This window comes from Streptomyces sp. NPDC028910 (assembly GCF_055564955.1).
Map to the genome: position 1 here is coordinate 16,791 of NZ_JBVHVF010000039.1, position 23,567 is coordinate 40,357.

The window sequence follows — 23,567 nt, forward strand, 5'->3', positions numbered from 1 at the left end:
CGCGAGCCCCGGCCGCCGGGTCGCTCAGCCGCTGGGGCAGGCGGAGCAGCGGCACGATCGCAGAGGGGACGCATGTCGAAGCCGGAGCACGGGACGCCTGCCGGGTCGCCTGCGGCGAAGCCCGACGATGGGGAAGCTGCGGCTGCCGGGTCGCCTGCCGGGTCGCCTGCCGGGTCGCCTGCGGCGAAGCCTGAGGACGCGAAGCCTGCGGAGCCGGCGCTGCGGCCGGGCAAGGCTGCGCCTTCCGAGTCGCCTGCGGCGGAGCCTGACGGTGTGGAAGCTGTGGCTGTCCGGGCGCCTGCGGTGGAGCCTGAGGGCGCGAAGCCTGCGGGTGCGAAGCCGGGGTCGGGCAAGGCTGCGCCTGTCGGGGCGCCTGCGGCGAAGCTTGACGATGTGGAAGCTGTGGCTGCCGGGTCGTCTGCGGTGGAGCCTGAGGACGTGAAGCCTGCGGCTGCGGAGGCGGGGGCGGGCAAGGCTGGGCCTGCGGGGGCGTCTGCGGCGGAGCTTGACGGTGCCGGGTCGCCTGTGGCGGAGCCTGAGGACGTGAAGCCTGCGGCTGCGAAGGCGGGGTCCGTGGGGGTGTTGGGCAAGGCTTCGGCCGGGGGTAATCCCGTCGTCGAGAAGGCGGATGCCATGGCGGCCGCCGTCAAGGCCGCGGCCGCGAGGGCGGCCGGGGACGGGGAGGACAAGGGGCGCTTGCTGGCCGGGCGGTACCGGCTGGGGGCCGTGCTCGGCAAGGGCGGGATGGGCACCGTCTGGCGGGCCCAGGACGAGACCCTGGGCCGGACGGTCGCCGTCAAGGAGCTCCGCTTCAGCACCGGGGTCGACGAGGACGAGAAGCGCCGCCTCATCACCCGTACCCTCCGCGAGGCCAAGGCCATTGCCCGGATTCGCAGCGGCGGCGCCGTGACGGTGTACGACGTCGTCGACGAGGACGGCCGCCCGTGGATCGTCATGGAGCTCATCGAGGGCCCCTCGCTCGCCGAGTTCGTACGGGAGAACGGCCCCCTCACCCCGCACCGCGCGGCCGAGGTCGGCCTCGCCGTGCTCGACGTCCTGCGCGCCGCGCACGGCCAGGGCATCCTGCACCGGGACGTCAAGCCGTCCAACGTGCTCATCGCCGGCAACGGCCGTGTCGTCCTCACCGACTTCGGCATCGCGCAGGTCGAGGGCGACCCCTCCGTCACCTCCACCGGCATGCTCGTGGGCGCCCCCTCCTACATCTCCCCCGAGCGCGCCCGCGGCCACAAGCCCGGCCCGCCCGCCGACATGTGGTCGCTCGGCGGCCTGCTGTACGCCGCCGTCGAGGGCGTGCCCCCGTACGACAAGGGGTCCGCGCTCGCCACCCTCACCGCGGTGATGACCGAGCCCGTGGACCCGCCGAAGAACGCCGGCCCGCTGACCGAGGTCATCTACGGGCTGCTCGCCAAGGACCCGGACCGCCGCCTCGACGACGGCCGCGCCCGGGCGATGCTGACCGCCGTACTCGCGGCGCCCGAGCCCGCGCAGGCCCCCGTCGCGTCCCCGGTCGCCGAGGAGACCCGGCAGATATCGCTGGCCGACGCCAAGGCCGCCGCGGAGCAGGCCACCGCCGAGAAGGCGGCCGAGAAGGCGGCGAAGAAGGAACGCGAACGGCGCGAGCGCGAGCAGCGCGAACGCGCCCGCGCCGCGCTGAAGTCGGCCCGCAAGGCCGCGACGGCCGCAGCCGCGGTGGCCACGACGGCCGTCTCCGCCGCCGAGCCGCCGAAGTCCAGGCAGCCCCACGTCGTGGCGCCGCTCACGGACGTGATGCCGCGCCGCACCATCGCGCTCGCGATAGCCGCCCTGGTCGTGGTGCTGGCGGTGGTCGGCTCGCTGATCGCCTACGCCTTCAGCGACGACAACAAGGGCACGAAGGACGAGGGCAAGGGCGGCCAGGCCACCCCGGGCGCATCGGCCGGTCAGACGCCGGGCGGGGGCGGCCAGACCTCTCCGAAGCCCTCGCCGAACACCGGTGAACAGGGCGCCAACGGCAGCGCCGGCACCGGTGGTCAGCAGGGCCAGGGGCAGCAGACCCCGGCCGCCAGCCAGGGACAGGGCTCCACCTCCGGGGGACCCGGCGGCGCGATCCCGGCGGGATACGCCCTGGTGACGGACTTCGGGTTCCACTTCTCGATGGTGATGCCCGAGGGCTTCAAGCACCTCGGCACGGCGGGCGAGAACTCGGGCGCCATCTACAGCCGGGCCCGCGACTTCCCGCGCATCCAGGTCGACTTCAACGCCAGCCCGGGCGACGACGCCCGCGCCGCCTGGGCCGCGCTGGCCCCCTCCGTGGCGGGCAGCAGCAAGGCCTACCGGCAGATCCGCATCGACGCGGTGGACTACAGGGGCTATCCGACCGTCGCCGACTGGGAGTTCGAGCGGGAGCAGAACGGCATGAAGGTCCGTGTGCTCAACCGCGGGTTCAAGGTGGACCCGAAGCACGGCTACGCCATCATGATCAGCTGCGCCGCCGACCAGTGGGACGGCCCCGAGTGCACGCAGATGCGCGACATCGCCTTCCAGACCTTCCAGCCGCTCGGCTGACCCCGGGACGCGGGCGGCCCTGGCGACGTATCGTGTCAGGCGGGGCCATGGGGGGCCCGCCGCACTCGGGGGAGGCGATGTGGAGGAGTACGCGGGCCGGATCCTGGCCGGCCGCTACCGCCTGCCGCTGCCGCCGTCCGACGCGTACGAGCTGGTCGAGACGCGGGCCTTCGACACGCGCAGCGGGCAGGAAGTCCTGGTTCGGCAGGTGCCGTTGCCGGAGGTCGTGGACGCGGAGCTGATGGACGGGCCGTGGGCCGTCCCGGCGGCGGCGCGCCGCTCGCCCGCCGACCTGCCGGCCGTGCGGCGCGCGATCGAGGCGGCGCAGGCGGCGGCCTCGATCCCGGACCATCCGCGGCTGGACCAGGTCTTCGACGTCTTCGCCGAGGGCGAGTCGCTGTGGATAGTGAGCGAACTGGTCCCGGCCAGGCCGCTGGCCGCGCTGATCGCCGATGAACCGCTGAGCCCGTACCGGGCGGCCGAGGTGGCGTCGGACGTGCTGACCGCGCTGCGGGTGCTGCACGCGCACGGCTGGACGCACCGGAACATCACCGTCCGGACGGTGTTGGTGTGTGATGACGGGCGGGTCGTGCTGACCGGCCTGGCGGCCGGCGCGGCGGAGGACGCCCTGTGCGGGTACGACCCCGTCCCCGTCCCGGACGCGCCCGTCTCCGACGCGTCGCGATGGGGTGCGGCCCCTGCCCCTGCCCCGGACGGTGGTGCTTCCGACGCGGGCCCCGTGGGCCAGGCGCCCAGGAACGGCTACGAGTTCGGCCGGGGGCCGGATGCCGGGGACCCGGGCCAGGACGCCGGTGCGCCCTCCCCGCGGCCGGATGCCGGATACGCGCCGCTCGTGGCTCCCGGGTACGACACCGGGCCGCGGTACACCGATCACATCACCCCCGGGCGTCCGCAGGAGCGGCCCGACGTCCAGGCCGCCGCGCGGGCCGGGGCCATCGCCGCCTACCGGGCCGGGGCGCGGGCGGCCGCCGCCCGGGTCACCGAGCAGCGCAAGGCCGAGCCCGGGGCGGTGGCCGGGGCCGGGCCCGTGCCGGAGCGCAGGCCCGAGGGATCGACCCTGCCGCAGGGGTACTCGTACCCGTACGGCGGCTCGGAGACGGGCGCCGCCGCCCCCTGGCACGGTGCGACCCCCCGCCGCCCGGCGTTGCCGGCCCCGCAGGAACCTCAGCCGTCGGCTCTGCCGCAGGCCGAGCCGCGACCGGGCCCGGAGCCGCAGCCGCAGCCGGAGCCACAGCCACAGCCACAGCCGCAGCCGCAGCCGCAGCCGCAGCCGCAGGCCGGATCGCCGGTGGCGCCCGCCCGGCCCGCGCTGCCCGCACAGCTCGCCCTGCCGCAGGGCTACCGCCACGCCGACACCCCTGGCCGGTCACCACAGGGCCCGCCGCAGCCGGTCCCCCGGACCGGGCTCGACGCCGAGCGGGCCCGGCAGACGCGGATGGCCGTCGTCGGGGCCGTCACCGAGCGGTGGGCCCCCGAGCAGGCCGGCCCCGTGCACGGGCACTGGCAGCTGGCGCCCCCCGTCGGGCCCGCCACCGACCTCTGGGCGCTCGGCGCGCTCCTGTTCCGCGCCGTGCAGGGGCACGCCCCGTACCCCGAGGACAGCGTGGCGGAGCTCGTCGAGATGGTCTGCGCCGAGCCGCCCGCCTTCGCGGAGGAGTGCGGCGCGCTCCGCCCGGTCGTGGAGTCGCTGCTGCGTCAGGACCCCACCGAGCGGCCCGACTTCGAGGAGCTCCGCGGCTGGCTGCGGTCGCTCGTACGGTCCGCCCCCGAGCCGGACGCCGGGTTCGGCGTGCTCCCGATGGCGCCGGCGGATCCCGCGCGACTGCCCGTCGTACGCCGCCGCGGTGAGATCCACGGGCGGCACCGCCATCCCGCGGCCCCCCGCAAGCCGCGCGCCCTCGGCCTGACGCTGCTCATCGGCATCCTGGTCCTCCTCGCCGCCGCCGTGGCGTACGCAATGCTGTTCATGCCCCGGGCCGCCGAGTCCGGGGAACAGCCCGGCGCCGCGCCGACCCGGCCGAAGCAGAGCCCCTCGCAGGTCCCCACCGGCACGCCCGAGTCCAAGCCCGCGCCCCAGACGGCCGCGCCACCCGCCGGAACACCGGCCGCGCCCGCTCCCGCCCCGCCCGGCTACACCACCCAACAGGACCCGGAGCACTTCGAGATCGCCGTCCCCGACGGCTGGGAGCGCCGCGGGATCAACGAGGCCGGACAGGTGCGGTACACCGACGGGCAGTTCGTGCTGACCGTCGTCCCCGGCCGGGACAAGGTCCAGGGCAATCCGGACCCGGCGGCGTACCAGAAGGACAAGGAGCCGGAGCTGACCCCGTACCGCACGTCCACCTGGTCGACCGTCGGCGACGTCAAGACCACCAAGGTCGGGCAGCAACTCCGCGCCACGGGCCGGTACACGTGGATCGACGGGACCGGTCGCAACGTCTACGCCCGCAACTTCGTCGTCGCGCTGGGCGGCAGCTACCACGTCGTCCTGGTCACGGGCCCGGAGGACGAACAGTCCAAGGTCACCGAGGTCTTCGAGAAGGCCACGGCCAGTTACAAGTCCGGTGGGTGAGGCGGTACTGACGGGGGATCACTACGGCGATTGCGTCACAGTGCCGTCTTTCGGCGCCCCGGCGGTTCCGGCAGCACCCGGGGGCTCCGTAATCTGGCCTGAAGTGCAGAGAGCGGCGGGATTTCGTGGAACAGCAGACAGGTGGGGGCGCCGTGCTGGCGGGCCGGTACCGGCTCGTCGAGCCGATCGGCCGCGGCGGCATGGGCAAGGTGTGGCGCGCGCATGACGAGCTGCTCCACAGGACCGTCGCCGTCAAGGAACTGACGGCGGGTCTGTACGTCGCCCAGGCCGACCGGGACGTCATGCACGCCCGGACGCAGAAGGAGGCCCGGGCCGCGGCCCGGATCCAGCATCCGGCGGTCGTCACCGTCCACGACGTGCTGGGGCACGACGACCGGCCGTGGATCGTCATGGAGTACATCGACGGCCCCTCGCTCGCCGAGGCGGCCAAGGCGGCCGGGCGGATCGAGCCCCGCGAGGCGGCCCGGATCGGGCTGCACGTGCTGGGCGCGCTGCGCGCGGCGCACGCGGTCGGCGTACTGCACCGGGACGTGAAGCCGGGCAACGTGCTGCTCGCCAAGGACGGCCGGGTGCTGCTCACGGACTTCGGCATCGCCGCGATCGAGGGGGACTCCTCCATCACGCGCACCGGCGAGATCGTCGGCTCCATCGACTACCTGGCTCCGGAGCGGGTCACCGGCGGGTCCCCCGACCCGGCCTCCGACCTGTGGTCGCTCGGCGCCACGCTCTACACGGCCGTGGAGGCCCGCTCGCCGTTCCGCCGCACGTCGCCCATCTCCAGCCTGCAGGCCGTGGTGAACGACGAGCCGCCGGCCCTGCGGCAGGCCGGTGCCCTGGGGCCGGTGATCACGGCCCTGCTGCGCAAGGATCCGGCCGAGCGGCCCTCGGCCGCGGAGGCGGAGCGGATGCTGATCGAGGCGATGGAGGGCCGGGTCCCCAAGGCGGCCCAGGCGTACGTACCCACGCGCGCGGTCACGTCGGAAGAGCTCGCACCGGCGCAGGAGCCGCCCGAGGAGCCTGCCCGGCACGGGGAGGTCGCACAGACGGCCCCGCTGCCGGATGCGCCCGTGTCCGCGCCCGCGCCCGCCGACCAGGGCGGTGGCTGGCTCAAGCGCGCCGCGGTGGTGGCGCTGGTGGCGGCGCTGCTCGGCGGCGGTGGTGTGTTCGGGATCCTCAAGTACACCGGGGACTCGGGGGCGGACGACAAGGTCACGAGTTCGACGGGCGGGCAGTCGGGCGGGCAGTCGGGCGACGACGGGAAGCCGCGGGCGGCGGCCCCGCCGGCCGGCTACAACAAGGTCACGGACCCCATCGCCGGCTTCACCCTGTTCGTCCCGAACGGCTGGACGCGCCAGGCGAACGGCGACCAGATCGACTACACCCCGGACAACGGAAAGCACTTCATCCGGATCGCGGCCGACTCCACCCCGGACTACCAGGACCCGTACGCGCACCTGCTCGACCTGGAGAAGCAGGTGCGGAATCGGACCGACTACAAGAAGGTGCGGCTGAACCAGAACACCTTCCGGGACAGCACCCGGGCCGCGCTCTGGGACTTCACCTGGACGGAGAAGCAGAACCACCCCGGTCCGCGCCGGGCCAAGGAACAGATGTACGTCGCCCCGGACGGCACGGAGTACGCCATCTACATGTCGAGTCCTGTCGCCGACTGGGCCACGACCGAGCAGCAGTTCGACATCGTGCTCAGCGGCTGGGAGCCGCCCGCCGGGAAGCCCTGATTCCGTCACCGCGCCAGTGATCGCTGGCGGACAAGGCAAAATCCGGTTACCGGCGGGTACCCAAAGCCTGTCCGGCGCAATACGCTCACCGGCATGACGGACTCGCAGGCCCCCGCCGCCCCCCGGACCGCACCGCAGCCCACCAACCCGGTCGCCCCCGCCCCGGCCGGTGCCCGCACCGCCGCCGACGTGGTGACCCCCGACCTGGTCGCCCGGCTGACCCGCGGAGTGATCGGCTCCGGTCGCACCGCCAACCACACCCCCTTCACCGGGGACCGGCTGGCGGAGCTTCCCGAGGCCACTCCCGAAGACGTGGCCGAGGCCTTCGACCGGGCCCGCGCCGCCCAGCCCGCCTGGGCGGCCGTCCCCGTACGCAAGCGGGCGGCGGTCCTGCTGCGTTTCCACGACCTGGTCCTGGCCCGGCAGGCCGAGGTCCTCGACCTGATCCAGCTGGAGACCGGCAAGGCCCGCCTGCACGCCCACGAGGAGGTCCAGGCGGTCGCCGTCGCCGCCCGCCACTACGGCCGCAAGGCCCCCTCGTACCTGCGCCCCAAGGGCCACACGGGCGCCATGCCCACCCTCACCAAGGTCACCGAGCTGCGCCAGCCGCGCGGGGTCGTCGGGCAGATCGCCCCCTGGAACTACCCCCTGGAGCTGTCGGTCGGCGACGCGCTGCCCGCCTTCGTGGCGGGCAACGCCCTCGTCATGAAGCCCGACACCGAAACCGCGCTCACCGCGCTGTGGGCCCGCGACCTGCTGATCGAGGCCGGGCTGCCCGCCGAGGTCTTCCAGATCGTCCTCGGCGAGGGCCCCGTCGTCGGCCCCGAGGTGGTCCGGTACGCGGACTACGTCTCCTTCACCGGCTCGACCCGTACCGGCCGCGAGGTCGCCCAGGGCGCGGCCGCCCGCCTCGTCGGAGTCTCCCTCGAACTGGGCGGCAAGAACGCCATGCTCGTCCTGCACGACGCCGACATCGAAAAGGCCGCCGCGGGCGCCGTCCGCGCCTGCTTCTCCTCCGCCGGCCAGCTGTGCATCTCCATCGAGCGGCTCTACGTCCACGCCTCGATAGCCGACGCGTTCGTGGCCCGCTTCGCCGCCCGGACCAAGGCCATGCGGCTCGGCGCCTCCCTCGCCTACGGCGCCGACATGGGCTCGCTGGTCGGCGAGCGCCAGCTGGAGACCGTACAGCGGCACGTGGACGAGGCCGTCGCCAAGGGCGCCACCCTCGTCGCCGGCGGCACCGCCCGCCCCGACATCGGCCCGCTCTTCTACGAGCCCACCATCCTCGACGGCGTCGAGGCGCCCATGGCGGTGTGCGGCGAGGAGACCTTCGGCCCGGTCGTCTCGATCTACCGCTTCACCGACGAGGACGAGGCGATCGCCGAGGCCAACGCCACCGCCTACGGACTGAACTCCAGCGTCTGGACCAAGGACGCCCGCCGCGGCCACGCCGTCGCCGCCCGCCTGCGCACCGGCACCGTCAACATCAACGAGGGCTACGCCCCCGCCTACGGCAGCGCCCAGGCGCCCATGGGCGGCATGAAGGACTCCGGCCTCGGCCGCCGCCACGGCTCCGAGGGCATCCTCAAGTACACCGAGGCCCAGACCGTCGCCCACCAGCGGCTGCTCCCGATGGCGCCCTCGCTGGGCATGGACGACGAGAAGTACGCGGCGTTCATGACCCGCAGCCTCCAGGTCATGAAGGCCCTCCGACTGCGCTAAGGGGTATCCGTGCCGTACGACGACGCACAGGACGACGACGCACAAGCCGCACCCGAGGACCCGTACGACTACGACGTCATCGTCATCGGATCGGGCTTCGGGGGATCGGTCTCGGCCCTGCGCCTGACCGAGAAGGGTTACCGGGTCGGCGTCCTGGAGGCAGGGCGCCGCTTCACCCGCGAGAGCCTGCCCAAGAACAGCTGGGACCTGCGCAACTACCTGTGGGCCCCGGCCCTCGGGCTGTACGGGATCCAGCGGATCCACCTGCTCGGCAACGTGATGGTGCTCGCGGGCGCCGGCGTGGGCGGCGGCTCGCTCAACTACGCCAACACCCTGTACGTGCCGCCCACCGCCTTCTTCGAGGACCGGCAGTGGGCGTCCATCACCGACTGGCGCGAGGAACTCGCCCCGTACTACGAGCAGGCCAAGCGGATGCTCGGGGTGCGCCTCAACCCGACCATGACCCCCTCCGACGTCCACCTCAAGGCGGTCGCCGAGAGGATGGGCGTGGCGGACTCCTTCCACATGGCCCCGGTCGGCGTCTTCTTCGGCGACGGCGACGACGCCGGGGGAGCGCCGCGGGTCCGGCCCGGCCAGGAGGTCCCCGACCCGTACTTCGGCGGCGCCGGCCCCGCCCGCAAGGCCTGCACCGAATGCGGCGAGTGCATGACCGGCTGCCGGCACGGCGCGAAGAACACCCTGAACGAGAACTACCTGTACCTCGCCGAGCGGGCCGGCGCCGTCATCCACCCCCTGACGACCGTCACCGCCCTGTCCGAACACCCGGACGGCGGCCACCGCGTCCGCACCGTGCCCACCGACCGCCGCCGCACCGGCCGGGCCAAGGTGCTGCGCGCCCGGTACGTCGTCCTCGCGGCGGGCACGTACGGCACGCAGACCCTGCTGCACACGATGAAGGACCGCGGCGAACTCCCGCGGCTCTCCGAGCGGCTCGGGGAGCTGACCCGGACCAACTCAGAGGGCCTGGTCGGCGCGCAGACCGACGACCGCCGCTACCGCAGGCGGCACGGCGCAGGCCCCGGCAAGGAGCAGCGCGCCGACTTCACCAGGGGCGTGGCGATCACCTCCTCCGTGCACCCCAACGCCGACACCCACATCGAGCCCGTCCGCTACGGCAAGGGCTCCAACGCCATGGGGTTCATGACCGTCCTTCAGGTCCCCTACAGCAAGCACCGGGTCCGCGGCTGGCTGGCCAGGACCGTGAAGCACCCGGTGCAGCTGGCCCGTTCGCTGTCGAACCGGCGCTGGTCGGAGCGGACCATCATCGGCCTGGTCATGCAGTCGCTGGACAACTCCCTCACCACGTACCGCAAGCCGGGCGGGATCGGGAAGGGCCTGCTCACCGCCCGCCAGGGCCACGGCGCGCCGAACCCCGTCCAGATCGTGGAGGCCACACAGGCCGCGACCCTGCTGGCCGAGGAGATCAACGGCTTCCCGGGCAGCAACATCGGCGAGCTGATGGGGACCCCGCTGACCGCGCACTTCCTCGGCGGCTGCCCGATCGGGGCGTCGGCGCGCGAGGGCGTGGTGGACCCGTACCACCGGCTCTACGGGCACCCGGGCATATCGGTGGTGGACGGTTCGGCCGTCTCCGCGAACCTCGGGGTCAACCCGTCACTGACGATCACGGCGCAGGCGGAGCGCGCGATGTCGTACTGGCCGAACAAGGGCGAGCGGGACCCCCGGCCCGAACAGGGCGCGGCCTACGTCCGCCTGGACGCGGTGGAGCCGGTCCGGCCGGCGGTTGCGAAGGAGGCCTTCGGCGCGCTGCGGCTGCCGTTCATGGCGGTCCCGGAGGTCCCGCCGAAGCGGGACCTCTGACCGGGTGGGGTACCGCGCTCCCCCTCCGAGCGCGGTACCCCACCACGGCACATAGGTGACAGATGTTCAGCCTTGATGGTTGTACCGGAATCCGCCGGACCGGGCTGTGGTGTCGATCACACGGTGAAGTGTGCAACTGCGACTGATGTTCGTCAGTCAACGGCTGCATGAGAAAGCGCATCTCCTTGCTGGCCGCCTGCGGCCTCGTGGCCCTGGGGCTCGCCACCACTCCCGCACACGCCGCGGACCCCGTCTTCACCCTGGCCGGACCGGCCGAGACCGGCTTGCGCCCGCACCCCGGGCAGAGCGGCGAGCCGCAGAAGACCTCGGTCGAGATCCGGATCGTCAACGACTCCACCCGGACGTTCACCCGCCAGAGCACCTTCACGATCGACCTGAGCGCGCTCAAGGGCGTCGCCGACGTCGCGCTCGCCAAGCAGCAGGGCTCGGACTGCACGCTCACCGACGCGGCCGTGACCTGCAAGCGCTGGGCGCTCTGGGCGGGCGAGACCACCGTCGTCGACCTCGACCTCAGCGCCGCCAAGGGCAGCAAGGTCGGTGCGACCGCGGACCTGACCGTGACCGGCAAGGCGGAGGGCGCCACCTTCAAGGCCGCCACCACCAAGGTGCGCGTCGGCGGCCCCGACCTGGTGCTGGAGCCGGCCAAGCTCAAGGCGGAGCAGAAGCCCGGCGACAAGCAGGCCCTGCCGATCGTCTTCGCCAACGAGGGCACGGACTCCGTCCACGGCGTGGTGCTGGAGGTGCGCACCACCCGCGGCATCGGCCTGGTGGAGCAGTACGACAACTGCTCCTACTCCGATGACACGGGCGCCGACCGGCCGTGGGACAAGGGCTGGAGCACGGTGCAGTGCCTGCTGGAGGGCGAGTACGAGCCCGACACGGTCTACGCGGTCAACGGCCCGCTGACCCTCAAGGCCGCCCCGCACGCCTTCATCGACGGGCTGACCTACGCGGTGTACGCCTCCGGCGACCAGCCGAAGACCGCAAAACTGCGCGGGGCCTCCAGCGGCCAGAAGCTGACCGCGCAGGCGCGGCCGGCCAAGGTCTCTGCGCAGTCGGGTGACCTCGACCCCTGGAACAACGTCCAGGAGTTCGACTTCACGACGAAGAACACCGCCGACCTCGTGGCCGCGGCCGTCTCCCTCAAGGGCAAGGCGGGCGAGACGGTGAAGGCCGACTTCGGCTTCCAGAACAACGGCCCGGCGTGGGTCGCCCACCTGCGTTCCGGTGAGGACGTCGCCCTGACGGACATCGTGATCCCGGCGGGCGTGAAGGTCACGAAGGTGCCGGCCGACTGCAAGGGGGTCAACGCGGACGGCAGCCACCGCGAGCAGGCCCTGGGGGCGCCGCGCTACTTCTGCTCCACCGGCCACGTCGTCGGTGAGAAGGAGAAGTTCGCCTACCCGTTCGAGCTGAAGATCGAGAAGGTCGTCGAGGACGCCAAGGGCGCTGTGTCGGTCGGCCAGTGGACGCCGACGGGCGCCCAGGGCCACCGGTGGGACCCGAACCACGCCAACAACAAGGCGGCCTTCGTGATCAACGCGAAGGGCGGCGGCCCCACGCCGAGCCCGAGCACCTCGGCCACGCCGAGCCCGAGCGCCTCCGCCTCGGCCACCCCGACCGCCTCGGCCACGCCGAGCAGCGGCGCCTCCGCCAAGCCGAACGGTGGCCTCGCCTCCACCGGCACCTCCGCCGGGACGCTCGCGCTCGGCGGCACGGTGCTGGTGGCCGCCGGTGGCGCGCTGGTCCTGGCGTTCCGCCGCAGGGCCGCCGGGCGCGCGTGACCGCGTCACGCGTATCCGCGTAACCGCCTGATCGTCCTGCGCGCGGTCGCCGCGTGCGGGCCACGACGAAGAACGGCCGGCCCGGGGCGTCCCCAGGGCCGGCCGTCCTCTACGGGGTGATCGGGCTGCTGTCCCCTGCCGTCCGATCACGCGAAGGAGCGAGGTCCCACGACGCACGCTCCACGGGGCGTACGTCTCATCGCTCCAGCGGAGCCACGCGTGGTGTCGCGGTTCCGCGGCTGGCTGCCGCGGACAACCTCACCAACGAAGGGCCCCGAGGGCGGTCACGGTCCGAAAGAGTGACGAACGACCGTCACACGCGGCCCCGGCACAGCTCCAGCAGGGTCATGGCGAGGGCGGTGCCGGGCTTTCCGAGAGCGTCGCTCCAATGCGAGAGCACCTCCATCTCGCGGGACAGGTGCACCCGGCGGCCGCCGGAGGCGATCCGGGCGTCCTGGATGACCGTCGAGACGGCCATCCGCTCCTGGATCAGGCCGATGATCCGGTCGTCGAGCGCGTCGATGCGCATCCGGCAGTCGGCGATCAGCTGCTCGGGGGTGGTGGTGATCGTGGTCATGGTCCTGTCTCCTGTGGATCGTGCCGACAGGAGCGGAAACGCCAGAGCGCCCCGGTCCTGTCGGACCGGGGCGCTCTGGGAAGTCAGCGGCTCAAGCGAGCATCACGATGACCCATGGCGACCGGACCGGCCGGTGCCATAGGTAAAGAGGAAGCTCAGCTGCTTGCGCATGGAACGGAAGATTACCTTCCGCGTCCCTCCGGGCCAAGCCGATTCGGATGGTGAGACGAAGAGGGGTGTGTCGGCCCCGTTAGAATTGACAAAACAGCCACCTCTTCCGCCGGAAGGCCGTCCCGTGCCAGAAGCACCCTCCGCCGCCCACGACAGCGCCCCGGACACGGTTCTCGTCGTCGACTTCGGCGCTCAGTACGCCCAGCTCATCGCCCGCCGCGTCCGCGAGGCACGGGTCTACAGCGAGATCGTGCCGAGCTCGATGCCCGTCGACGAGATGCTGGCCAAGGACCCCAAGGCGATCATCCTCTCCGGCGGCCCGTCCTCCGTGTACGAGGAGGGCGCCCCGCAGCTCGACCGTGCCCTCTTCGAGGCCGGGGTCCCCGTCTTCGGCATGTGCTACGGCTTCCAGCTGATGGCGACCACCCTCGGCGGCCAGGTCGACAACACCGGCGCCCGCGAGTACGGCCGCACCCCGCTGGCCGTGTCCAAGTCCGGCTCCACCCTCTTCGAGGGCACCCCCGAGAACCAGTCGGTGTGGATGTCCCACGGCGACGCCTGCTCCGCCGCCCCCGAGGGCTTCACCGTCACCGCCTCGACGAACGTCGTCCCGGTCGCCGCCTTCGAGAACGACGAGAAGAAGCTGTACGGCGTGCAGTACCACCCCGAGGTCATGCACTCCACGCACGGTCAGCAGATCCTGGAGCACTTCCTCTACCGCGGCGCCGGCCTGGCCCCCACCTGGACCACCGGCAACATCGTCGAGGAGCAGGTCGCGGCCATCCGCGAACAGGTCGGCGACAAGCGCGCCATCTGCGGCCTCTCCGGCGGCGTGGACTCCGCGGTCGCGGCGGCCCTCGTGCAGAAGGCCATCGGCTCGCAGCTGACCTGTGTCTACGTCGACCACGGCCTGATGCGCAAGGGCGAGACCGAGCAGGTCGAGAAGGACTTCGTCGCCGCCACCGGTGTGCAGCTGAAGGTCGTCGACGCGCAGGAGCGCTTCCTGAACGCTCTCGCCGGGGTCTCCGACCCGGAGACCAAGCGGAAGATCATCGGCCGCGAGTTCATCCGCGTCTTCGAGCAGGCCCAGGCCGAGATCATCGCCGAGGGCGGCGCGGACGTGGCCTTCCTCGTGCAGGGCACCCTGTACCCGGACGTCGTCGAGTCCGGCGGCGGCACCGGCACCGCGAACATCAAGTCCCACCACAACGTGGGCGGGCTCCCCGACGACATCGAGTTCGAGCTCATCGAGCCGCTGCGCCAGCTGTTCAAGGACGAGGTCCGGATGGTCGGCCAGGAGCTCGGCCTGCCGGAGGAGATCGTCCAGCGCCAGCCCTTCCCCGGCCCCGGCCTGGGCATCCGCATCGTCGGCGAGGTCACCAAGGAGCGCCTGGACCTGCTGCGCGAGGCCGACGCCATCGCCCGCCACGAGCTCAGCGCGGCCGGCCTGGACCGCGAGATCTGGCAGTGCCCGGTCGTCCTGCTCGCGGACGTCCGCAGCGTGGGCGTCCAGGGCGACGGCCGCACCTACGGCCACCCGATCGTGCTGCGCCCCGTGTCCTCCGAGGACGCGATGACCGCGGACTGGACGCGCATGCCGTACGAGGTGCTCGCACGGATCTCGACCCGCATCACCAACGAGGTGCCGGAGGTGAACCGTGTGGTCCTGGACTGCACGAGCAAGCCCCCGGGCACCATCGAGTGGGAGTAGTCCCCACCGGTAGGTGACGAAGCCGCCGCCCCGTTGTTCCCGGGCGGCGGCTTCGCCGTTCCTCTGGCCAGTTGGCAGGGGCGCCGGTACCTTGCGCCGCGAGCCGAGCCGCCGAAGGAGCGCCCATGCCGGATCAGCCCGTGCCCGTACCCGTGCCCGTGCCCGTGGAGCGGCTCTGCTTCGAGATGCCGCCCGTGCACGACAGCGCCGAGGCGGCCCGCGCCCACCGCAAGGAGCGCCTCGCCGAGGCGCTGCGGCTGTTGGGGCGGCTGGGGTACGAGGACGGGGTCGCCGGGCAGGTCACCGCGCGGGATCCCGAGTTCGAGGACTGCTACTGGGTCAACCCCTTCGGACGGGCCTTCGGCACGCTCACCGCCGACGACCTGCTGCTGGTCGACGGGGACGGGCGGGTGGTCCGGGGGGAGCGCCGGGTCAACGAGCTGGCCTTCGCTGTGCACGCGGCGGTCCACCGGGAGCGCCCCGAGGTGGTGGCCGTCGTCCGCGCGCAGGCCCCGTACGGGCGCGCCCTCGCGGCCCTGGGCGAGTTGCTGGCCCCGATCACCCAGGAGGCCTGCGCCTTCTACGAGGACCACGCGCTGCTGGACGAGTTCAGTGGGGACGGGGCCGTCGACGCTGCCCGGATCGCGCTCGCGCTGGGCCCGTACAAGGCACTGATCCTGCGCAACCGCGGACTGCTGACGGTCGGGGACTCGGTGGACGCCGCGACCTGGTGGTTCATCGCGGCGGAGCGGGCGGCGCAGGTGCAGCTCATCGCCCGGGCGGCCGGGAAACCGGTGCTCATCGAGCACCGCGCCGCGGTCGCGACCCGGGAGCGGTTCGGGTCCGATCTGGCCGCCTGGGTGAGCTACCAGCCGCTGCGCCAGCAGGGTGACGCAGAGTGACCCGGGAGGTGGCGTCAACATCATGAACGGTTAATCACCTGCTCTGACATCGTGCGCAATCCGGAGCACTGCCGCAGTGGTGCACAATTCGCTGGCATCGCACCGTAGTTCAGAGAGGCGGCACGTACGTGGCTGTCCAAGAGATGTCCAGAGGTACCCATACCACCGCTTGCACCTGCGAGGAGTGCGCACGTGAGGGGCACCGGCGCGCGGTCGCCGCGTTCCTGGAGAAGCGCGACGAGTTCGCCTCCGGGCAGGGAGTGCCGGCCGCCGTGGCCCACTCGCTCGGCGCCTCCCGCCAGTGGGTCTCCGACGAGCTGACCCTGTCGGCCCGTACCGTCGCCGACCGGGGCCGGGAGGCCGGGAACTCCTGGCTGTACCTGTTCTCGCGGCGGGCCGTCCTCGCCGTGTGGATCGCCGCAGGCGTCCTGTTGCTGGTCCAGGTCGCCGCCGCGCTCGGCACCGGCTGGTCCGCGGCGCGCACCGCCGGGCTGCTGGCCGCCCTGGTGCTGGCCGGACTGCTCACGGTCGCGGCCCGCGCCCAGTCGGTGCGCGGCGGGCTGCTGGCCCCGCTGGTCGGCGAGGACAACCGGCTGTCCACTTCGAAGGCGGTGCCCAGCGCCTGGTTGGTGCTGACGGCGTTCGCCACGCTGCTGCCCGCGCTGCGGCTGGCCGCCTCGGCCCCCGGCCCCGAGCGGCAGGCGCTGTACGCGGGCCTCGCACTGGACCGGGCGCTGCCGCTGCTGGCCGTGGTCTCGATGACCTCGGCGGTGGCGGTGCTGGTGCGCCGGGTGGTCTCCGTACGGATCATGGGCCAGCGGCTGCAGAAGCTGCCGGCCGACCGGCCGCGCGGGGTGGACCTGCTGACGGACGACGCGGGCCGCGGGAGCTTCCCGGACGCGCAGTACGTGCTCGTCTCGACGGTGGTGCTGGCCTACGCGGTGGCGTCGCTGGCCCGCTTCCCGGACCGGCTGCCGCAGCTGCCCTGGGCGCTGGCCCTGCTGGTGGCGCTGTCGGCCGCCGTGTACCTGGCGGCGAAGTACGCCGAGGGCAGCCGCCCGCTGGTGCTGTCGGTGGTGCGCAGACGGGAGCCCGGGGACCTGGACGCGGCCGTCCGCCCCGGGGACGACATCGAGATCCGGGGCGTGGGCTTCGTGCCGCCCGGGGCGCAGACGCCGGAGATGCTGGCCCGGCTGGTGGTACGGATCGGGGCGGTGCACGTGCACGTGCCGCTGGTCCCGGTGCCGGGCGGGTTCACCAACCCCTCCGACGCCGTCCTGACGGTGCCGGTCCCGGCGGAAGTGGAACCGGGGCGCATCGACATCCAGGTGGTCACCGCCGCCGGGGTGGAATCCAACCGCTGCATCATCGATGTTGCCGAGTGAACGGGGTACACATGACCCGTGACCCGAACCGATGTTCCTGACACCGACGCCCCTCGCGACGCGGCGGGGCCGCGTGAGCTGGCCGCCCGGTACGCGCTGCTGCCCCTGCGCGTCTTTCTCGGCGCGACCTTCGTGTACGCGGGGCTCGACAAACTGACCGACTCCGCGTTCCTGTCCGCCACGGGCGAAGGATCGATCGGCGACCAGATGCGCGGGGTGCGCGACACCTCGGCGATCCCGTCGCTGGTGGACCTGGCGCTGAACTCCCCCGTCGGCTTCGCCGTCGGCCTGGCCATCGCGGAGATCCTCGTCGGCCTCGGGGTGCTGGCCGGGCTGCTGACCCGTGTCGCGGCCGTCGGCGGAGCGCTGATCTCGCTCAGCCTGTGGCTCACGGTGTCGTGGGCGGTGACCCCGTACTACTACGGCAACGACCTGATCTACATGGTGGCCTGGACCCCGCTGATCCTCGCCGGGGCGCCCTACCTGTCGCTCGACTCGATGATCCGGTCGCGCCGGTCCCGGCGTACGGCGTAGGTCACCATCCCCACCAGCGCGGCGAGCGAGAGCCCGCCCAGGGTGATCGGGATGACCGCGAACCAGGGCACGTCCGCCTCGCCGGTGGTGTCCAGCAGGTACAGCACGCCCGCCACCAGCAGGGCCAGCCCCGCGATCAGCCGTCCCGGCTGGAACTCATGACGCCGCACGGGCCACCTCCACCTGTCCGATACCCGCGCTGAGGTGCAGCTCGATCGTCCCGCCGGCCTCGGTGCCGGCGGCGGGCGACAGGGTCGCCCGCCTGTTCTGCTCCCGGACCGTCTCGATCCGGTCCGCCCGGTCCCCGGGCAGCTGTACGTCGCCCAGCCGGCGGATGGTGATGTCGGCCCGGGCGGTGACCTCCCGGGGCAGGACCACCTTGAGCCGGCCCGCGTCGAGGGAGGCCCCGACGGTCAGGGTGGTGCCCTTCGGCACGTCCAGTCGGCTCAGGTCCAAGGTGGCGAGCCCGCTGCCCGCCTCGTACTGCGGCCGTACGTCGGCCACCGCGGCCGGACGCCAGGTGACCTCCCGCCAGTCGGTGCCGATCTCGCGGGGCAGCACGGCCGCGACCGCGAGCAGGCCCGAGGTGAACACGGCCAGCACGATGGTGCCGAAGCCGGTGCGGCCCAGCAGGGAGCTGACCGCGAGGCCCAGACCGAAGACGATCAGCGCGGCGGCGAGCCCGGTCTGCAGGGCCTCGCCCAGCGGACGGCCCTCCCAGTCGGCGGCGGCCCCGGCGATCCCGGCCAGCAGGGCCAGGACGAAGACGCGGCCGCCGATGCCGCCACGCGGGCGGACCGGCGCGGTGGGCTTCACGGCCGGTTCCCGCACGCCGCCGGCCACCGCCGGGTCGGTGGCCGCGTCGTCGGGCCCCCACAGGTACCCCGTCGCTCCGACCGGGCCGGTGGTGCCGTCCTTGACCAGCGGGTCCCGCCACCAGGAGGGGCCGCCGGGGGTGGGCGGAGCCTTCGTCTCGGGCGGGGCGGGCGAGTGCGCGGTCCGGTGAGCGGTGGCGCCCGGCGCGGGCGCCTGCGCCTCGGGCGGATGGGTCTGGCGCCGCCGCTGCGACCAGTACGAGGCCCCGCCCAGTGCCAGGATCACCAGCACCGAGAAGACCGCCAGGCCGCCGTTGTCCAGCATCGACAGGAACAGCGCGCAGCCCACCAGGGCGGCGAACACCGCCGCCAGCGTGGCGCCCTCGACCCGGCCGGTCAGCAGCTTCTTCGCCTCGCTGTCGTCCTCGCCCTCCTGGGGGAGCAGCAGCCAGGCGAAGCCGTAGAAGATCAGACCCACGCCGCCGGTGACCGCGAGGACACCGAGGACGATCCGGAAGATCACCGGGTCCAGGTCGAAGTACCGGCCCAGGCCGCCGCACACGCCCGCGAGGACCTTGTCGCGCTTGCTGCGGCGCAGGGGCGGCCGGGGGCCGGCGCCCTGAGGGGCCCCGGGGCCCTCACCCGGGCTTCGTCCGGGGGGACGCCCTGGCGGGGCGTCGTGTACGTCGGTCATGGGTCCATGGTGACGGGCCGCGACGGCGCCCGGCATCCGGCCCGACCCTGGCACAACCCTGATATCCCGGGGGCAGAACTGGGGGGATGCCCTGATGCCGGGCCGCGTGCGCGCGTGTGACCCTAGGTGACATGCCCGTAGCCGCCGCTCCCCGCACCCCGCAGGCACCCGAGGTCCCACAGGGTTCTGACGTGCCGCAGCGCAAGCTGTACCGCAGCGCCGACGGCCGGATGCTCGGCGGCGTCGCGCGCGGTCTCGCCGGGCACCTCGGGCTGCCCGTGGGCTGGGTCCGGCTCGCCTTCCTCGGCCTGTTCATGTGGGGCGACGGGCTGGGCGTGCTGCTGTACGCCGCGTTCTGGGTCTTCGTACCGCTCGGCGTCGGCGGCCGCGCCGGCCACCGCTCCTTCTTCGAGACCCTCCCCGACGGCAGCCGCCGGCTGCGCAAACCCGGCCACGGGCAGATCACCGCGCTGATCGCCCTGTTCATCGGCGCGGGGATCTTCATCTCCAAGGTCCAGCTCGGCGGTGCCTCCGGCCGGTACGTGTGGCCGACGCTGCTGGTCGGGGCCGGGGTGGTGCTCGTATGGCGGCAGGCCGACAACGCCCGCCGCGCCCACTGGACCGAGGCCGCCGGGCGGCACGGGCGCCTCCTCCAGGCCGCCCGGGCGCTCGCGGGTGTCGCCCTGGTCGGTGTGGGCCTGACCGTCTTCATCGTCGTACGGGGCTCCGCCGCGCAGCTCGGCAACGTCCTCACCGCCACCCTGGCCGTCCTCGTCGGCGTCGCGCTGCTCGCCGGACCCTGGCTGATCCGGATGACCCAGGACCTCTCCGAGGAGCGCCTGATGCGCATCCGGGCGCAGGAGCGCGCCGAGGTCGCCGCCCACGTGCACGACTCCGTACTGCACACCCTCACCCTGATCCAGCGCAACGCCGAGGACGCCGGAGAGGTGCGCCGCCTCGCGCGCGCCCAGGAACGGGAACTGCGGAACTGGCTCTACAAGCCCGAGGGCACCGGCAAGGACGAGGCCGAGGAACCGGCCACCCTGGCGGAGGCCGTGAAGAAGACCGCCGCCGAGGTGGAGGACCACCACGGCGTCCCGATCGAGGTCGTGGTCGTCGGTGACTGCCCGCTCGACGACAGGCTGGCGGCACAGATCCAGGCCGCGCGCGAGGCGATGGTCAACGCCGCCAAGTACGGTGGCGTGGGGGGACCGGTGCAGGTGTACGCGGAGGTGGAGGGGCGGACGGTGTTCGTGTCCGTACGGGACCGGGGACCGGGCTTCGACATCGACGCGGTACCCGATGACCGCATGGGCGTACGAGAATCGATCATCGGCCGGATGCAGCGCAACGGCGGGACCGCACGGCTGCGGTCCGCGCCCGACGGCGGCACGGAAGTCGAGCTGGAGATGGAGAGGGCGGCGAACGCAGCATGACCGACATGACCGAGGAGACCACGACCGAGTCCCGGCGTGTACGGGTGGTGCTCGTCGACGACCACAGGATGTTCCGCACGGGCGTACAGGCCGAGATCGGCGACACCGCCCGGACCGGGGTCGAGGTCGTCGGCGAGGCCGCCGACGTCGACCAGGCCGTCACCGTCATCACCGCCACCCGGCCCGAGGTGGTCCTGCTCGACGTGCACCTGCCCGGCGGCGGCGGCGTCGAGGTGCTGCGGCGCTGCGCCCCGCTGATGGCGTCGGCCGAGCACCCGGTGCGGTTCCTGGCCCTGTCGGTGTCGGACGCCGCCGAGGACGTCATCGGGGTGATCCGCGGCGGTGCGCGCGGGTACGTCACCAAGACCATCACCGGCACCGACCTGGTCGACTCCATCTTCCGCGTGCAGGAGGGGGACGCGGTGTTCTCGCCGCGGCTGGCGGGCTTCGTGCTCGACGCCTTCGCCTCGACGGACGCGCCGCCGGTGGACGAGGACCTGGACCGGCTCACGCAGCGCGAGCGCGAGGTGCTGCGGCTGATCGCGCGCGGGTACGCGTACAAGGAGATCGCCAAGCAGCTCTTCATCTCCGTGAAGACGGTGGAGTCGCACGTGTCGGCGGTGCTCAGGAAGCTCCAGCTGTCGAACCGGCACGAGCTGACCCGCTGGGCGACGGCCCGCAGGCTGGTGTGAGCGCGGTGTGATCCACACCGCAGGGACCTGGCAACCGGGAGCGGGAAGGCCGCCTCTAGGCTGGCGTGATGAGCTTGACCGGTACTCCCTTCTTCGTGACGGTGATCGCGCTGACCGCGATCGCCGTCATCCTTCCGCTGGCCGTGTGGAGCAAGGTGCGCGGGCCCGCCGTCGTGCGCACCGCCGTGCGCGCGCTGATGGTGGTCTTCGCGCAGGTCACCGCCATCGCGGTGGTGTTCGTCGCCGTGAACAGGGCCGAGCACTTCTACGCCTCCTGGGGCGATCTGCTCGGCACCGGCACGTACGTCACCGCGGCCCCCGACCTCGGCCCGGACGGGCTCGGCGGCAAGAAGGCCGGGGAGGCGCCGAAGGTGCGCCAGCAGTTCCAGCCGGTGGAGGGCCTCGGCGGGCGGGTCCAGCAGACCGAGCTCGACGGCAAGATCTCCGGGGTCAAGGGCGACGTCCTGGTGTGGCTGCCGCCGCAGTACGACGACCCGGCCTACAAGGACAAGAAGTTCCCGGTGGTCGAGCTGATCCCGGGCATCCCCGGGACGGGGAAGTCCTGGTTCCAGGGGCTCAAGGTGCACGAGGTGCTGGAGCCGCTGATGAAGAGCGGCAAGGTGCAGCCGTTCATCCTGGTCTCGCCGCGCGCCATGCTGCTCGGCAAGGCCGACACCGGCTGCGCCAACCTCCCCGGCAAGGTCAACGCGGACAGCTGGTTCAGCGTCGACGTCCGCAAGATGGTCGTCGACAACTTCCGGACGTCGGACGAGCCGCGCACCTGGGGCGTGGCCGGCTACTCGGCCGGCGCCTACTGCGCCGCCAAGCTGGCGATCATGCACCCGGACCGCTACAGCGCGGCCGTCTCCCTGTCCGGCTACAACGACCCGGGCCAGGAGCCCTCCTCGCTGGTCGCGCAGGATCCGGAGCTGCGCCGCACGCACAACCTCAAGCACGTGCTCCAGACCGCGCCCAAGCCGCCGGCCGTCGCGCTGTGGATGTCGGGGGCCGAACACGACGGCTACCTCTCCGGCATGGACCTCAAGGGACTGGCCAAGGCCCCGACGGTGGTGCACGCGGAGAAGGTCGTCGGCGGCCACAACCTCGAATCGTGGTCCAAGCAGCTGCCGCAGACCTTCGGCTGGCTGAGCCAGCTGGTCAAGGCTCCGTAGCCGGGCGGGCTACGCAGGGCGGGAGGCGCCGGCCCAGGGCATGGAGTCGATCGGGGCCAGCCGGACCGTCGAGCCGGGGCGCGGGGCGTGGATCATCTGGCCGTTGCCGACGTAGAGGCCGACGTGGGTGACCCCGGAGTAGAAGAACACCAGGTCGCCGGGGGCCAGCTGGTCGCGGGACACCCGCCGGCCGGCGTTGATCTGGGTGTAGGTGGTGCGGGGCAGGGAGACCCCCGCCGAGCGCCAGGCCGCCTGGGTCAGGCCCGAGCAGTCGAAGGAGCCCGGGCCCGTCGCGCCCCAGACGTACGGCTTCCCGATCGCGCCGTGCGCGAAGGCCACGGCGCGGGCCGCGCGGGAGCCGTCGGCAGGCGGCGGCGGAGGCGGGGGCGTGCTGCTCTTCGGGGCGGCGGGCGAGGCACCGGCCGACCGGGCCTCGTAGGCGGCGCGCTCCTCGGCGGTGAGCTTGGCCAGCAGGCGCTTGGCGGTGGTGAGCTTGCCCTCGATCACGGCCTTGTGCTGGGCGAGTTCGTCCCGCCGGGAGCGGAGGTCGGCGAGCTTCCCGGCGGCCTGCTCCCGCAGCCTTCCGACCTCGTCGAGCCGGCGGCGTACGGTGCTGATCCCGGCGGCGTTGCGGTCCCCGGCGCGGGTGATGAAGGAGGCCTGGGAGAGGTACTCCTGCGGGTCGGCGGCCATCGCGAGCTGTACGGCGGTGCCCAGGGACCCGCTGCGGTACTGGGAGGCGGCCAGCGTTCCGAGCGCGCTGCGGGCGGTGTTGAGCTGGTCGGTCTTGCGGGCGGTCTCCTCGCGCAGGCCGGTCAGCGCGCGTTCGGCCTCGTCGGCCTTCTCCTTCGCCCCGTTGTACCGCTCGGTCGCCGCCTCGGCCTCCTCGTAGAGCCGGTCCACCTCCGACTTGACCTGCGCCGGGGTGGGCCGGGGATCGGCCTGGGAGGTGCCTTCGAAGGCGGTGGCGGTGGCAGCGCCCGCGAGGGCGAGGGCGGCGGTCGTCCGTACCGTGCCGCCGGAGAGCGGGCGCTGCCTGGGCTTTCGATGACTGGCCACGGGGGCCTCACGTCCTTCCTCTGTCGGTGTTGGAGGAGGACGCTAGACCCGCAGGTAACGGGCAGATGACGAGATGATCGTAAGTGGCCTGATGTGACCGGAGGTGGTCGCCCGGGACCGGTGCAGACCGGT

At 73.1% G+C, this 23,567-nt stretch carries 17 protein-coding genes; 13 read left to right on the top strand and 4 right to left on the bottom strand.

Going from position 1 to position 23,567, the window contains the following annotated elements; all coding sequences use genetic code 11:
- Positions 1-633: 633 nt before the first annotated feature.
- The 6 genes from ACZ4TV_RS31795 to ACZ4TV_RS31820 all read left to right on the top strand — a co-directional run bounded on the left by ACZ4TV_RS31795 (position 634) and on the right by ACZ4TV_RS31820 (position 12,287).
- Complete coding sequence (locus tag ACZ4TV_RS31795; RefSeq protein WP_468138679.1) at positions 634-2,565, top strand: serine/threonine-protein kinase; 1,932 nt, start codon at positions 634-636, stop codon at positions 2,563-2,565.
- 79 nt (positions 2,566-2,644) lie between these two features.
- Positions 2,645-5,158 (top strand): protein kinase, encoded by a 2,514-nt coding sequence (locus ACZ4TV_RS31800; RefSeq protein WP_468138651.1) that lies wholly within the window; start codon positions 2,645-2,647, stop codon positions 5,156-5,158.
- 125 nt (positions 5,159-5,283) lie between these two features.
- Complete coding sequence (locus ACZ4TV_RS31805) at positions 5,284-6,918, top strand: serine/threonine-protein kinase (RefSeq protein ID WP_468138652.1); 1,635 nt, start codon at positions 5,284-5,286, stop codon at positions 6,916-6,918.
- Positions 6,919-7,011: 93 nt separating this feature from the next.
- Positions 7,012-8,640, top strand: a complete 1,629-nt coding sequence (locus tag ACZ4TV_RS31810; RefSeq protein ID WP_468138653.1) for a succinic semialdehyde dehydrogenase — start codon at positions 7,012-7,014, stop codon at positions 8,638-8,640.
- A gap of 9 nt (positions 8,641-8,649) precedes the next feature.
- Positions 8,650-10,482, top strand: a complete 1,833-nt coding sequence (locus ACZ4TV_RS31815; RefSeq protein WP_468138654.1) for a GMC oxidoreductase — start codon at positions 8,650-8,652, stop codon at positions 10,480-10,482.
- A 167-nt stretch (positions 10,483-10,649) separates the two neighbouring features.
- Positions 10,650-12,287 carry a peptidase gene (locus tag ACZ4TV_RS31820; protein ID WP_468138655.1) on the top strand — a complete coding sequence of 546 codons (1,638 nt, stop codon included), beginning with the start codon at positions 10,650-10,652 and terminating at the stop codon, positions 12,285-12,287.
- A gap of 313 nt (positions 12,288-12,600) precedes the next feature.
- Here the strand turns inward: ACZ4TV_RS31820 and ACZ4TV_RS31825 are convergent, their stop codons facing one another.
- The gene (locus ACZ4TV_RS31825) at positions 12,601-12,864 is read right to left on the bottom strand and encodes a chorismate mutase (protein ID WP_468138656.1); all 264 of its coding nucleotides are present in this window, start codon (positions 12,862-12,864) and stop codon (positions 12,601-12,603) included.
- A 295-nt stretch (positions 12,865-13,159) separates the two neighbouring features.
- Between ACZ4TV_RS31825 and guaA the strand changes: the two genes are divergently transcribed.
- The 4 genes from guaA to ACZ4TV_RS31845 all read left to right on the top strand — a co-directional run bounded on the left by guaA (position 13,160) and on the right by ACZ4TV_RS31845 (position 17,567).
- Positions 13,160-14,746 (top strand): glutamine-hydrolyzing GMP synthase, encoded by a 1,587-nt coding sequence (gene guaA, locus ACZ4TV_RS31830; protein ID WP_468138658.1) that lies wholly within the window; start codon positions 13,160-13,162, stop codon positions 14,744-14,746.
- Between the two features lie 125 nt (positions 14,747-14,871).
- Complete coding sequence (locus ACZ4TV_RS31835) at positions 14,872-15,648, top strand: class II aldolase/adducin family protein (RefSeq protein WP_468138659.1); 777 nt, start codon at positions 14,872-14,874, stop codon at positions 15,646-15,648.
- 128 nt (positions 15,649-15,776) lie between these two features.
- On the top strand, positions 15,777-17,033 hold the full coding sequence (locus ACZ4TV_RS31840) for a hypothetical protein (RefSeq protein WP_468138661.1): 1,257 nt from the start codon (positions 15,777-15,779) through the stop codon (positions 17,031-17,033).
- An 18-nt stretch (positions 17,034-17,051) separates the two neighbouring features.
- The gene (locus ACZ4TV_RS31845; RefSeq protein WP_468138663.1) at positions 17,052-17,567 is read left to right on the top strand and encodes a TQO small subunit DoxD; all 516 of its coding nucleotides are present in this window, start codon (positions 17,052-17,054) and stop codon (positions 17,565-17,567) included.
- Here ACZ4TV_RS31845 and ACZ4TV_RS31850 read toward each other — a convergent pair.
- Both ACZ4TV_RS31850 and ACZ4TV_RS31855 read right to left on the bottom strand, forming a co-directional pair.
- Entirely contained in the window at positions 17,513-17,737 is a 225-nt protein-coding gene (locus ACZ4TV_RS31850) for a hypothetical protein (protein ID WP_468138665.1), read from the bottom strand. The two genes, ACZ4TV_RS31845 and ACZ4TV_RS31850, sit on opposite strands and share 55 nt — an antisense overlap.
- Positions 17,724-19,076: a PspC domain-containing protein gene (locus tag ACZ4TV_RS31855; RefSeq protein ID WP_468138666.1), complete on the bottom strand. Its 1,353-nt coding sequence runs from the start codon at positions 19,074-19,076 to the stop codon at positions 17,724-17,726. Before ACZ4TV_RS31855 ends, ACZ4TV_RS31850 begins: the two co-directional genes overlap by 14 nt.
- A 131-nt stretch (positions 19,077-19,207) precedes the next feature.
- On the opposite strand from ACZ4TV_RS31855, the gene ACZ4TV_RS31860 reads away from it, so the two are divergent.
- The 3 genes from ACZ4TV_RS31860 (at position 19,208) to ACZ4TV_RS31870 (ending at position 22,376) form a co-directional block, all read left to right on the top strand.
- A complete protein-coding gene (locus ACZ4TV_RS31860; protein WP_468138668.1) occupies positions 19,208-20,512 on the top strand; it encodes an ATP-binding protein in 1,305 nt (434 codons plus the stop codon).
- Positions 20,509-21,204 carry a LuxR C-terminal-related transcriptional regulator gene (locus ACZ4TV_RS31865; RefSeq protein ID WP_468138669.1) on the top strand — a complete coding sequence of 232 codons (696 nt, stop codon included), beginning with the start codon at positions 20,509-20,511 and terminating at the stop codon, positions 21,202-21,204. Before ACZ4TV_RS31860 ends, ACZ4TV_RS31865 begins: the two co-directional genes overlap by 4 nt.
- Positions 21,205-21,272: 68 nt before the next feature.
- Positions 21,273-22,376 carry an alpha/beta hydrolase gene (locus tag ACZ4TV_RS31870; protein ID WP_468138670.1) on the top strand — a complete coding sequence of 368 codons (1,104 nt, stop codon included), beginning with the start codon at positions 21,273-21,275 and terminating at the stop codon, positions 22,374-22,376.
- A gap of 9 nt (positions 22,377-22,385) precedes the next feature.
- On the opposite strand, the gene ACZ4TV_RS31875 is transcribed toward ACZ4TV_RS31870, so the two are convergent.
- Complete coding sequence (locus ACZ4TV_RS31875; protein ID WP_468138671.1) at positions 22,386-23,435, bottom strand: C40 family peptidase; 1,050 nt, start codon at positions 23,433-23,435, stop codon at positions 22,386-22,388.
- Between the last annotated feature and the right edge of the window lie 132 nt (positions 23,436-23,567).